Annotated in this window: 11 protein-coding genes; 8 read left to right on the forward strand and 3 right to left on the reverse strand. The window is 74.0% G+C overall.

What is annotated here, in order from left to right:
* The first annotated feature begins 85 nt into the window (after window positions 1-85).
* From ACLJTM_RS17340 to ACLJTM_RS17355, 4 genes are all read left to right on the forward strand, one after another.
* Entirely contained in the window at window positions 86-2,554 is a 2,469-nt protein-coding gene (locus tag ACLJTM_RS17340; RefSeq protein ID WP_411104503.1) for a Tex family protein, read from the forward strand.
* 310 nt (window positions 2,555-2,864) lie between these two features.
* The gene (locus tag ACLJTM_RS17345) at window positions 2,865-3,443 is read left to right on the forward strand and encodes a hypothetical protein (protein ID WP_411104504.1); all 579 of its coding nucleotides are present in this window, start codon (window positions 2,865-2,867) and stop codon (window positions 3,441-3,443) included.
* Entirely contained in the window at window positions 3,433-4,611 is a 1,179-nt protein-coding gene (locus tag ACLJTM_RS17350; protein ID WP_411104505.1) for an MAB_1171c family putative transporter, read from the forward strand. Before ACLJTM_RS17345 ends, ACLJTM_RS17350 begins: the two co-directional genes overlap by 11 nt.
* A gap of 40 nt (window positions 4,612-4,651) precedes the next feature.
* Window positions 4,652-5,431: an SDR family NAD(P)-dependent oxidoreductase gene (locus ACLJTM_RS17355; protein WP_411104506.1), complete on the forward strand. Its 780-nt coding sequence runs from the start codon at window positions 4,652-4,654 to the stop codon at window positions 5,429-5,431.
* Window positions 5,432-5,491: 60 nt separating this feature from the next.
* On the opposite strand, the gene ACLJTM_RS17360 is transcribed toward ACLJTM_RS17355, so the two are convergent.
* A complete protein-coding gene (locus tag ACLJTM_RS17360; RefSeq protein ID WP_411104507.1) occupies window positions 5,492-7,129 on the reverse strand; it encodes an ABC-F family ATP-binding cassette domain-containing protein in 1,638 nt (545 codons plus the stop codon).
* A 93-nt stretch (window positions 7,130-7,222) separates the two neighbouring features.
* Here ACLJTM_RS17360 and ACLJTM_RS17365 point away from each other — a divergent pair, with 93 nt between their 5' ends.
* The gene (locus ACLJTM_RS17365; protein ID WP_411104508.1) at window positions 7,223-8,188 is read left to right on the forward strand and encodes a GlxA family transcriptional regulator; all 966 of its coding nucleotides are present in this window, start codon (window positions 7,223-7,225) and stop codon (window positions 8,186-8,188) included.
* 259 nt (window positions 8,189-8,447) lie between these two features.
* On the forward strand, window positions 8,448-9,083 hold the full coding sequence (locus ACLJTM_RS17370; protein WP_411104509.1) for a DJ-1/PfpI family protein: 636 nt from the start codon (window positions 8,448-8,450) through the stop codon (window positions 9,081-9,083).
* Here the strand turns inward: ACLJTM_RS17370 and ACLJTM_RS17375 are convergent.
* Window positions 9,070-9,888 carry an enoyl-CoA hydratase/isomerase family protein gene (locus ACLJTM_RS17375; RefSeq protein WP_411104510.1) on the reverse strand — a complete coding sequence of 273 codons (819 nt, stop codon included), beginning with the start codon at window positions 9,886-9,888 and terminating at the stop codon, window positions 9,070-9,072. The two genes, ACLJTM_RS17370 and ACLJTM_RS17375, sit on opposite strands and share 14 nt — an antisense overlap.
* A 77-nt stretch (window positions 9,889-9,965) precedes the next feature.
* Between ACLJTM_RS17375 and ACLJTM_RS17380 the strand changes: the two genes are divergently transcribed.
* Window positions 9,966-10,658, forward strand: a complete 693-nt coding sequence (locus tag ACLJTM_RS17380; protein ID WP_411104511.1) for an HdeD family acid-resistance protein — start codon at window positions 9,966-9,968, stop codon at window positions 10,656-10,658.
* Window positions 10,659-10,752: 94 nt separating this feature from the next.
* Window positions 10,753-11,316: an ATP-binding protein gene (locus ACLJTM_RS17385; RefSeq protein ID WP_411104512.1), complete on the forward strand. Its 564-nt coding sequence runs from the start codon at window positions 10,753-10,755 to the stop codon at window positions 11,314-11,316.
* 12 nt (window positions 11,317-11,328) lie between these two features.
* On the opposite strand, the gene idi is transcribed toward ACLJTM_RS17385, so the two are convergent.
* A complete protein-coding gene (gene idi / locus ACLJTM_RS17390; protein WP_411104513.1) occupies window positions 11,329-11,928 on the reverse strand; it encodes an isopentenyl-diphosphate Delta-isomerase in 600 nt (199 codons plus the stop codon).
* Window positions 11,929-12,263 lie beyond the last annotated feature (335 nt).

A 12,263-nucleotide genomic window follows, 5' to 3' on the forward strand; every position in this document is an offset into this window, starting at 1 on the left:
AACCGGCGGGGTCCCGCCGTCCGCCGCCGCCACCTGCCACAATTGGCAGCCTTCCAGTGCAAACGAAGGCAGGCGGGACCCGATCGTGACGACGTCCATCGAAGGCAGGATCGCCGAGGAGCTCGGCGTACGGGAACGGCAGGTCAAGGCCGCCGTCGAGCTGCTCGACGGCGGCTCCACCGTGCCGTTCATCGCGCGCTACCGCAAGGAAGCGACCGAGATGCTCGACGACGCCCAGCTGCGCACCCTCGAAGAGCGGCTGCGGTACCTGCGGGAACTGGAGGACCGGCGCGCAGCCGTCCTGGACTCCGTACGGGAGCAGGGCAAGCTCGACGCCGAGCTGGAGGCGCGGATCAACGCGGCCGACACCAAGGCCCGGCTGGAGGACATCTACCTGCCCTTCAAGCCCAAGCGCCGCACCAAGGCCCAGATCGCCCGGGAGGCGGGCCTCGAACCGCTCGCCGAGCGCCTGCTCGCCGACCCGTCGGCGGAACCGGCCGCGGCCGCGGCCGCCTTCGTGGACGCGGACAAGGGCGTCGCCGACCCCGCCGCGGCCCTGGACGGCGCCCGCGCCATCCTCACCGAGCGGTTCGCCGAGGACGCCGACCTGATCGGCGAGCTGCGCGAACGCATGTGGGGCCGCGGCCGGCTCGCCGCCAAGGTCCGCGAGGGCAAGGAGGAGGCGGGCGCCAAGTTCGCCGACTACTTCGACTTCGCCGAACCCTTCACCGCCCTGCCCTCGCACCGCGTCCTCGCCATGCTCCGCGGCGAGAAGGAGGACGTCCTCGACCTCACCCTGGAACCGGAGCCGCCGTCCGAGACCCCCGGCCCGTCCACGTACGAGGGCATGGTCGCCCGCCGCTTCGGCGTGGCCGACCGCGGCCGGCCGGGCGACAAGTGGCTGGCCGACACGGTCCGCTGGGCCTGGCGCACCAAGATCCAGGTGCATCTCGGCATCGACCTGCGGACCCGGCTGCGCGCCGCCGCCGAGGACGAGGCCGTCCGGGTCTTCGCCGCGAACCTGCGCGACCTGCTCCTCGCGGCGCCCGCCGGGACGCGCGCCACCCTCGGCCTGGACCCGGGCTTCCGCACCGGCGTCAAGGTGGCCGTCGTGGACGCGACCGGCAAGGTGGTGGCCACCGACGTCATCCACCCGCACGTCCCCGCCAACCGGTGGGACGAGTCCCTCGCCAAGCTGGCCCGCCTCGCGAAGGAGCACGCGGTCGAGCTGGTCGCCATCGGCAACGGCACGGCCTCCCGCGAGACCGACAAGCTCGCCGGGGACCTGATCACCCGGCACCCGGAGCTGAAGCTGACCAAGGTGATGGTCTCGGAGGCCGGCGCCTCCGTGTACTCCGCCTCTGCCTTCGCCTCGCAGGAACTCCCCGACTTGGACGTGTCGTTGCGTGGCGCCGTGTCCATCGCCCGGCGCCTCCAGGACCCGCTCGCGGAACTGGTCAAGATCGACCCGAAGTCCATCGGCGTGGGGCAGTACCAGCACGACCTCTCCGAGGTGAAGCTGTCCCGCTCCCTGGACGCCGTGGTCGAGGACTGCGTGAACGGCGTCGGCGTGGACGTCAACACCGCCTCCGCGCCGCTGCTCTCCCGGGTGTCCGGCATCAGCGGCGGCCTCGCCGAGAACATCGTGGCCCACCGCGACAGCAACGGGCCCTTCCGCAGCCGCAAGGGCCTCAAGGACGTGGCCCGGCTCGGCCCCAAGGCGTACGAGCAGTGCGCGGGCTTCCTGCGGATCCGCGGCGGCGACGACCCGCTGGACTCCTCCGCCGTGCACCCGGAGGCCTACCCGGTGGTGCGGGCCATGGGCAAGACCGCGGGCGGCGAGGTGGCGGCGCTGATCGGCAACACCTCGGTGCTGCGCTCGCTGCGCCCCGAGCAGTTCGTCACCGAGGCCTTCGGGCTGCCGACCGTCACGGACATCCTGCGCGAACTGGAGAAGCCGGGCCGCGACCCCCGCCCCGCCTTCAAGACGGCCACCTTCAAGGAGGGCGTGGAGAAGATCGGCGACCTCGCCCCGGGCATGGTCCTGGAGGGCGTGGTCACCAATGTGGCCGCCTTCGGCGCGTTCATCGACATCGGTGTCCACCAGGACGGCCTGGCCCACGTGTCGGCGCTGTCGAAGAACTTCGTCAAGGACCCCCGCGACGTGGTCAAGCCCGGGGACATTGTCCGGGTGAAGGTCATGGACGTGGACATCCCGCGCAAGCGGATCTCGCTGACCCTGCGGCTGGAGGACGAGGCCGCGGCGGAGCGCGGCGCGGCAGCGCCGGGGCAGCGCGAAGGGCGGCAGGAACGCCGCGGGGGCGGCCGCCCGCCGCAGCAGCGCGGCCAGGGCGGTCAGCGCGGCCAAGGCCAGGGCCAGGGCGTCCAGGGTCAGGGCGGTCAGCGCGGCCAGGGTCAGGGCCAGGGCGGCCAGCGCAGTCAGGGCCAGCGCCAGGGCGGCGGCTCGGCGCCCGCCCCGGGCAACAGCGCGATGGCCGACGCCCTGCGCCGCGCCGGCCTCACCGGCCCCGGGGCACAGGGCCGCAAGCGCTAGCCCGCCCTCCGGGACCCCGCCTGTCCCGCGCCCCCGGTACCGGGGGCGCGGGGGCGGCTTCCGGACCACCCGGCTCGTGGCGGCTGCCGCTGACGTGGCCGAATAGGTCCGCCGGCCGGGGGAGCGCCTTGCCAACTCCGGTACAAGATCTGTAGGCATGATGGAACGCCCGTTCGTCCTTCGGCGAACGGGCTTCCGCATGTCCCCTCAGGACCGTTCTCCCGAGGCCGTCTTGGAGGCACAGGACGTCATGCCCCCGACCACGCACGCCTACCGACGCTGCCCGAGGAAGGGTCCGAAGAGGGATCGCATGCCCCACCCGCACCTGCCCCACCCGCACCTGAGCCTGCGCAAGAGGTGCGAGCGCATTCTCGGCCATCTGGATCTGGCGCAACCCTTCTCCCTCGACGGGCTGTGCCGGCACATCGCCGGGCAGCGCGGCCGCCCCCTCCGGCTCCACCCGCTCCCGAAGGAGGCGGCGGAGTCCGGCGTCTGCGGCCTGTGGGTGGGCACCGACAGCACGGACTACGTCTTCTACGAGGCGCAGACCACGCCGCTGCACCGCGAGCACATCGTCCTCCACGAACTCGGCCACATCCTCTTCGGCCACCACTCCGTGGAGGGCGAGGAGAGCGGCGGCAGCGCGCCGGTCGTCCTCGGCCGCACCAACTACACCACCCGGCAGGAGCGGGAGGCGGAGATGCTCGCCAGCATGATCCGCATCCGGATGGCCCAGGGGGCCCCGGCCCCGGCCGTCCGCTCCGGCGGCACCCTGGCCCGCCTGGAGTCCGCGATGGGCTACGAGGGGCACGGCCGCCAGGAGCCCCGCGTGCCCCAAGACCACCGAGAGCTGCCGGACGGCACCGGACGGAGGGGCCATGGCGGCTGACCTGACTGCCTGGGGGGACTGGCTCGCCGTCCCGAGCGTCGTGGGCCTGTGGATCGCGGTGCTGCTCCGCGCCCCCGCCGCCCTGCGGGCCCCCAACCAGCGCGGGCTGTGGCTCGCCGTGGCCACCGCTGCGGCCGCGATGACCCTGAACCTCCCCGCCGTCGTCACCTACGCGATGCGCGACCCGCACCACTCGCACGCCGTCGGCCTCGTCCGCAACCTGATCGGGGTCCTCTCCGCGGGCGCCGTGCTCTACTTCGTGGCAGCGGCCACCCGCGGCCGCGGACTCCAACTCGCCTCCTGGACCGCCACCCTGGCCTGGCTGACGGCCCTCGTGGCCCTGGACGCGGCCGCGCCCGCGCACGGCACGCACACCATGCCGCCGGCCGGCGACCCGGTGCCCTCCCTCGCGTACTGGCTCGTCCTGATCTCCGCGCACGTCACCGCCAACACCGTCTGCGTGGCCCTGTGCTGGCGCTACAGCCGCCGCACCGGGAGCCGGGGCCTGGCCGCCGGACTGCGGCTGTTCGGGCTCGGCACCGCGCTGGCAGGCCTGTTCTGGTGCGCCTACCTGCTCAAAGCCCTCTTCGGCAGCACCTGGGCGATGCCCGCGCTGCCCCTGCTGATGAACCTGCACGGGCTGCTGCGCGGGGCCGCGATCCTGGTGCCGACCCTGTTCACCCTGCGCCGCACCACCACCGACGTCGCCACCGCGTGGCGGATCTGGCCGCTGTGGCGCGACCTGGTCCAGGCCGTACCGCACGTGGCCCTCAACGCACCGCGCACCGGCCGGGTCGCGGAGCTGCTGTGGCCGCCGGTCCCGCGCAACCTGCTGGTGTACCGCAAGGTCATCGAGACCCGCGACGCCATCCTGATCCTGGGCGAGTACGTCGCCCCGGGCGTCCAGGAGCTGGCCCGCGGACACGTCACCGGCGAGGGGGTCCCCGAGCAGCGGCGGACCGCCGCCGCGCTGGCCTGCGTACTGAAGGAGGCTCGCCGGGTCAAGCTCGCCGGGCACCCGGGGGCGCCCGGCAAGGCGGCGGACCTGACCCTGCCGGCCGCCGTCCAGACCACGGCCGAGGGCAGCGGCCTGGACGACGAGGCCCGCTTCCTGGTGGACGTGGCCCAGGCCTACGCCTCCCCGACCACCACCGCCTTCACCCCGTGACGCGCACGATGCACACCGAGTACGAGGAAGTGACCCCCTCTTGACCACCGTTCTGATCACCGGGGCCAGCGCCGGGCTCGGCGCCGCCTTCGCCCGCGCGTTCGCGGCCAAGGGCTGCAGCCTGGTCCTGGTGGCCCGCGACAAGGACCGGCTCGCCTCCGTCGCCGCGGCGCTCGGCCGGGAGTACGGAACGGCCTGCGAGGTGCTGCCCGCGGACCTCCTCGACGCAGCGGACCGCGAGGCCGTCGCCGAGCGGCTCGCCGACCCGGCCCGGCCGGTGGACGTCCTGGTGAACAACGCCGGTTTCGGCCTGCCCGCGCCCTTCCCGTACAGCCCGTTCGAGGACGAGGAGCGGATGCTCGACCTGCTGGTCAAGGTGCCGCTGCGGCTCACCCACGCGGTACTGCCCGGCCTGCGCGCCCGCCGCCGAGGCGCGGTGCTCAACGTCTCCTCGGTGGCCGGGCTGCTGCCCACCGGTACCTACGGGGCCGCCAAGGCCTGGGTGACCGCCTTCAGCGAGTCCCTGCGCGTGGACATGGAGCCGTACGGGGTCCGGGTGCTGGCGGTGGTGCCCGGCTTCACCCGCACCGAGTTCCAGGAACGGGCCGGGATGGACACCAGCGCCCTGCGCGACGCGGTCTGGCTGGAACCGGAGGCCGTCGTGGACCGGGCACTGCGCGACCTCGCGCTGCGCCGCCCGGTCAGCGTCACCGGCCTGCGCTACCGGGCGTACGCCCTCGCAGCCCGCCACCTGCCGCGCACCTTCGTCGCCCGCAGGATGGCCCGCAAGCGCCGCCCGCCGGCCGGCCGGGACACCTGATCCGGCCCCGGCAGGCGCGGGGAGCGCGGCGGCGACCCGCCGGACCGGGCCGCACCGCCGCTACAGCTCGGTGACCTTGCCCGCCACGACCTGCAGGCGGCGCGTCACGTGGACGGCGTCCAGCATGCGGCGGTCGTGCGTAACCAGCAGCAGGGTGCCCTCGTACGCGTCCAGGGCCGACTCCAGCTGCTCGATCGCCGGGAGGTCGAGGTGGTTGGTGGGCTCGTCCAGCACCAGCAGGTTCACCCCGCGGCCCTGGAGGAGGGCCAGCGCGGCCCGGGTGCGCTCACCCGGGGACAGGGTGGCCGCCGGGCGCATCACGTGGGCCGCCTTCAGCCCGAACTTGGCCAGCAGGGTGCGGACTTCGGCGGGCTCGGTGTCCGGGACGGCCGCGCAGAACGCCTCCAGCAACGGCTCGTCACCGAGGAACAGGCCGCGCGCCTGGTCCACTTCGCCCACCAGCACGCCCGAACCGAGCGTCGCGGAACCGGAGTCCGGCGCCAGCCGGCCCAGCAGGACGGCGAGGAGGGTGGACTTGCCCGCGCCGTTGGCCCCGGTGATCGCCACCCGGTCCGCCCAGTCGATCTGCAGGCTGGCCGGGCCGAACCCGAAGTCGCCGCGCTTGACCGCCGCCTCGCGCAGGGTGGCCACCACCGAGCCGGAACGCGGGGCCGCCGCGATCTCCATGCGCAGCTCCCACTCCTTGCGCGGCTCGTCCACCACATCCAGCCGCTCGATCGCCCGCTGCGTCTGGCGGGCCTTGGCGGCCTGCTTCTCGCTGGACTCGCCGCGCAGCTTCTTGCCGATCTTGTCGTTGTCGGTCGCCTTGCGCCGGGCGTTGCGCACGCCCTTGTCCATCCAGTTGCGCTGCATCTGCGCCCGGCCTTCGAGGGCGGACTTCTTGTCCGCGTACTCCTCGAACTCCTCGCGCGCATGGCTGCGGGCGCGTTCGCGCTCCTCCAGGTAAGAGTCGTAGCCGCCGCCGTAGAGGTTGATCTGCTGCTGCGCCAGGTCGAGTTCGAGGACCTTGGTGACGGTCCGGGTGAGGAACTCGCGGTCGTGGCTGATCACGACCGTGCCCGCGCGCAGCCCCTTGACGAACTGCTCCAGCCGCTCCAGCCCGTCCAGGTCCAGATCGTTGGTGGGCTCGTCGAGCAGGAAGACGTCGTAGCGGGAGAGCAGCAGCGAGGCGAGGCCCGCGCGGGCCGCCTGGCCGCCCGACAGGGCCGTCATCGGCAGGTCGAGTCCGACGGAGAGGCCCAGGTCGTCGGCCACCTCCTGGGCCCGCTCGTCCAGGTCCGCCCCGCCCAGGTCCAGCCACCGGTCCAGCGCCGTCGCGTACGCGTCGTCGGCGCCGGGGGTGCCGTCCACCAGGCCCTGCGTCGCGGCGTCCAGGGCGGCCTGCGCCGCGGCCACGCCGGTGCGCCGGGCCAGGAAGTCCCGTACCGATTCCCGGTCGCGCCGCTCGGGCTCCTGCGGGAGGTGCCCGACGGCGGCGGTCGGCGGGGAGAGCCGCAGCTCACCGGTCTCGGGGGTGTCCAGCCCGGCGAGCAGGCGCAGCAGGGTGGACTTGCCGGCGCCGTTGACGCCGACGAGACCGATGACGTCGCCGGGCGCGACGACGAGGTCGAGATCGGCGAAGAGGGTGCGCTCACCGTGCGCGGCGGTGAGCTTCTTGGCGACGAGGGTTGCAGTCATGGTCCGCCGATCCTATCCGCGCCGCGGGGCGTGGCCGTAAAGGTGGGAAGCCCGTCATTGCAGCCGCCCGGCCCGTCGTCACACCATGGGGTCATGACCGTACGAAACGTGCTCGTCGTCCTGTACGACGGGGTGCAGAGCCTGGACGTCACCGGACCGGTGGAGGTGTTCGCCGCCGCCGACCGGTTCCCGGGGCGGACCGGGTACGCGATCCGGACCGTCTCGCCGGGCGGGGTGCCGGTGCGCACCAGCAGTGGGCTCCGGCTCGTCCCGGACGGGGCGCTGGAGGAGGCCCGGCCCGGCCCCGGGACCACCCTGCTGGTGCCCGGGGGCCGCTACACCGCCGACTTCGAGCCGCGGATCACCGCCTGGCTCCGCGCGCACGGGGGGCGTGCGGAGCGGCTGGTGTCGGTGTGCACGGGAGGGCTGCTGCTCGCCGAGGCCGGCCTGCTGGACGGGCGCCGGGCGACGACGCACTGGTACGTGTGCGAGCAGATGGCGCGGGACTACCCGGCCGTGCTGGTGGAGCCGGACCCCATCTTCGTACGGGACGGGCCGGTGGCCACCTCGGCGGGGGTCACGGCGGGCATCGACCTCGCCCTGGCCCTGGTGGAGGAGGACCACGGGCGGGATGTCGCGCTGACGATCGCCCGGCATCTGGTGGTCTTCCTGCGCCGGCCCGGCAACCAGGCCCAGTTCAGCGCGCAGTTGGAGGCGCAGACGGCCCGGCGGGAGCCCCTGCGGGACGTCCAGCAGTGGGTCGCCGAGCACCCGGACGGGGACCTGGGCGTCGAAGCCCTCGCCGCCCGGGCCCGCCTCTCCCCGCGGCACTTCGCCCGCGCCTTCCAGGCGGAGACGGGCGTGACACCGGGCCGCTACGTGGAACGGATCCGGGTGGAGCACGCCCGGCGCCTGCTGGAGGAGGGCTCCACGGGCATCGCCCAGGTCGCCCGCGCCAGCGGGTACGGCACGCCGGAGGCGATGCGCCGCGCCTTCGTGAAGATCCTCGGCCAGCCCCCGACGGAGTACCGCCGCCGCTTCGGCACGGCCCGCCGCTGACTGCCGCGCCACCGACCGCCGCACCGCCACCGACAACCGACCGCCGCACCGCCGGCCGCACCCGCGTCACCGGCCGCCGCACCCGCGTCACCGGCCACCGCGCCGCCGACCGCACCCGCGCCACCGGCGGCCGCGCCAGCGTCGCCGGCCACCGCGCCACCGCCACCAACCGCCGCACCAGCGTCACCGGCCGTCGCGCCGCCGCACGTGCCGCTCCCGCCGGGGCGGTACCGCTCACACCGACCGCTCCGGAGGAGCCATGCAGATCGCGATCCTGCTCTTCGACCGCTTCACCTCGCTCGACGCCGTGGGGCCCTTCGACACCCTCGGCCGGCTGCCCGGCGCCGAGACCGTGTTCGTGGCCGAGCGGCCCGGCCCCGTGCGCAACGACTCCGGGGCGCTCGCACTCGTGGCGGACCGGGCCCTGGCCGAGGTGGCGCATCCCGACATCATCCTGGTCCCCGGGGGGCCCGGGCAGAGCGCGCAGATGGACAACCCGGTCCTCCTGGACTGGCTGCGGGCCGCCGACGCCACCAGCACGTGGACCACCTCGGTGTGCACGGGCTCGCTGCTGCTGGCCGCGGCCGGGCTGCTGGAGGGCCGCCGGGCCACCTCGCACTGGCTGGCCCTGGACCAGCTCCCCGCGTACGGGGCCGAGCCCACCGGGGAGCGGGTCGTCATCGACGGGAAGTACGCGACCGCCGCCGGGGTCTCCTCCGGCATCGACATGGGCCTGACCCTGCTGGGCCGGATCGGCGGGGACCGGCTGGCCCAGTCCGTCCAGTTGCTGACGGAGTACGACCCCCAGCCGCCCTACGACGCGGGCTCGCCGGAGAAGGCTCCGGCGGACGTGGTGGAGGAGTGGCGGAGCCTGCGCAGCCTCATCCTGCAGTAGGGCCGGTCCCGCAGGCCGCGCCGGGCACGGCCGCGGACCCGGCGCCGGGCCCCGCGGCGGACCAGGTGAAGCGGGGGGCGCGGCGCTCCAGGAAGGCGGCTACGCCCTCCGCGGTGTCGCCGCTGCCGGCCGCCTCGGCGGTCCAGTGCCCGTCCCGGTCGGTGCGGCCGTCCGCGAACTCCTTGGCCGCGGCCTGCGTCAGCTGCGAGCGGGCGGTGAGGGTGCGGGTGAACGCGGCGACCCGCTCGTCCAGTGCGCCGGCGGGCAGCAGCTCGTTCAGGAACCCGGCGCGCAGCGCCGTCGCGGCGTCGACCAGCTCGGCCGAGAACAGGAGGTACTTGGTCCAGGCGGGCCCGACCAGGGCGGCCAGCCGCCGGGTGGAGGAGGCCGGGTAGACGATGCCGAGCCGCGCCGGGGTGACCCCGAACGAAGCGCCCTCCTCGGCGAAGCGCAGGTCGCAGGCGGCCGCCAGCTGGCTGCCGCCGCCCACGCAGAAACCGCGCACCGCCGCCAGGGTCGGCTTCGGGAAGGCGGCCAGCGCCTCCTCCGCCGCCACGGCGAGGGCCTGCGGGTCCTCGCCGCCGGTCAGCGAGGAGATGTCCGCCCCGGCACAGAAAGTCGGCCCGGCTCCGGTGAGCACCAGGACCCGTACGCCCGGGTCGGCCGCCAGCTCCGCGAGCAGCCGCGGGAGCGAGCGCCACATCGCGGCCGTCATCGCGTTCCGCTTGGCGGGGTGGTGGACGACGACGGTGGCGACCCCGTCGGCCACCGTGTGCTGCAGGGACGCGTCCAGGGCTGCTTCCATGCGCCGGATGCTATCCCGGGCGGCGGATCCTATGATCGGGGGAGTCCGTCCGGGGGGTGCGAGGAGGTGGCACGCTCATGGGCGCAGACCGTACCGAGGCGAAGGGCGCCGACCCGGCGAACCGCGACCCGCGGCGGGAGAAGAAGCAGCTCGGCCGCAGCTTCGGAGCCCTGACGCTGCTCGGCGTGCTCCTCGTGGTGGCCGGCCTGGTCGGCCTGGTCTACGCCGGCCTGGCCACCCTGACGTCGATGTTCCTGTTCGGCTGGCTGCTGCTGATCGGCGGTGTGGTGGGTCTGCTGCACGCCGTGCAGTCCCGCAAGGGCAACTACTTCTGGCTCGCGGTGATCGTCGCCGCGATCAACCTCGCGGCCGGCGTGGTGATCCTGTGCCGGCCGCAGGCGAGCGCCGAGGCGCTCACCATGTTCGCGGCCCTGCTCTTCCTCACCGGCGGGGTGTTCCGGCTGGTCGGCGCGCTCGTCGTGCGGGGCGCCAACTTCGGGCTGGCGCTCGTCCAGGGGGCCTTCGGGATCCTGCTGGGCGTGCTGATCCTGGCGAGCTGGCCCGGCAGCAGTCTGTACGTGATCGGAACCTTCTTCTCCCTCGCGCTGCTGTTCGACGGCCTGAGCCTGATCGCCACGGGCTTCGCGGCCCGGCGCATCCTGGGGCTGGTCAGCGAGGACGAGGCGGCGCGTGGTCCGGGCGGGGCGGGCGGTGCGCGCCAGACGGTGGAGAACCGACCAGTAGAAGATCAGGAACGGTCGAACAACTGACTCTGTCATACGCCAGTGCTCAGAAAGTGTCCGAATGACGCTGACTTCTGGTCAGTGGACGGGTCCGGACCAGCCCGTTCCCCACTCTTGACGCGTGGACACGATCGAGCGCGAAGACGGGGGACGAAACATGGACGTCAGCGGGAGCGTCCCGCCGGCCAGAGGGGGTGAGCCGGATGCCCCGACCGACTCCCTCGCCTACGAGGGAGTGTGGCGGTTCACGGCTCCCGCCGTAGAAGAATCCGTTCCTCAGGCCCGCCGCGCGGTCCGGGACCTGCTCGGGCGCCAGGGGGTGCCGGCCCCGCAGGACCTGGTGTACTCGCTGCTCCTGATCGTCTCCGAACTGGTGACGAACTCGGTCCGGCACGCCGCCCTGCTCTCCCCGGAGGTCGCCGTGGAGGTGGCGATCGGCCGGGAGTGGGTCCGGGTCGCCGTGGAGGACAACCACCCCTACCGGCCCAAGGCCCTGGAGGCCGATTTCGGCCAGACCGGTGGCCGGGGGCTGCTCCTGGTGCGGGAGGTCACCCGCGAGGCCGGCGGGGTCTGCGACGTCGAGCACACCTCCACCGGAGGCAAGGTGATCTGGGCGGCCCTGCCGCTCACCGCACCGGCGCCGGCGCCCGTACCGGCACCGGCGCCCTCGGGCCCCGCCGTCTGAGCCGCGGCCGGACTACCAGCCCGCCGCGTCGCCCGTCAGCTCGCGGATGGCCGGCCGCGCAGCGTCCAGCACCGTCATGAACCAGGCCGAGAACGGCGCCTCGGCGTGCCGCTTCGCCAGTTCCGCGGCCGTGACGAAGGCCGTGTCGCCCACCTCTTCGGGATCCGGCCGCACGGCCACCTGTGCCAGCCCCACGAACAGGTGGTTGAACTCCTGCTCCACCAGGCCCGACGCCGGGTCCGGGTGGTTGTAGCGCACGGTGCCCGCCTCCGCGAGGAGCGACGGGGACAGCCCCAGTTCCTCGTGGGTCCGCCGGGCCGCCGCCGCGAAGGGCGACTCCCCGGGGTACGGGTGGCCGCAGCACGTGTTCGACCAGACGCCGGGGGAGTGGTACTTCCCGAGGGCGCGCTGCTGGAGCAGCAGCCGGCCCTGCTCGTCGAAGAGGAACACGGAGAACGCCCGGTGCAACTGCCCCGGCGCCTGGTGGGCGGAGAGCTTCTCCGCCGTGCCGATGGTGTTGCCGGACTCGTCGACCAGTTCGAGCATGATCGCTTCCTGAGTGCCGGTGCCGTGGGACGCGCCGTTCGCGGCGGTGGCTGGTGTGGTCGGCATACCCATCCTTCGCTTCGGACTCCGGCCTTCAGTCTGCCGTACAAAAGGGGCTTGTCCCTACTTCGGTGATCTACGCATGTCTGCTCCCGGCACGTGGTAAACGCCGAGGCGCCGCAGCGCCGGGCCGGGGGCCGGTTTGTGCTCGCCGCACACGGTCGTCGATGATGATCGCGAACGGGCCCCCGGCCCGGGATCACACGGCCCATCGGGGCGCAAACGGGTGATGAACCCCGGCTTCCATTCATCCGATAGCCTCTGCCGACGTGCCGCCGCCCGCTCAGGCGACGGTCCAGAATCCGTCGCAAGGAGTGAGTTCGTCTGCCGACCGTCATCCT

Origin of the sequence: Streptomyces sp. cmx-4-9, from assembly GCF_046548835.1 — a bacterium.
GTDB lineage: Bacteria > Actinomycetota > Actinomycetes > Streptomycetales > Streptomycetaceae > Streptomyces.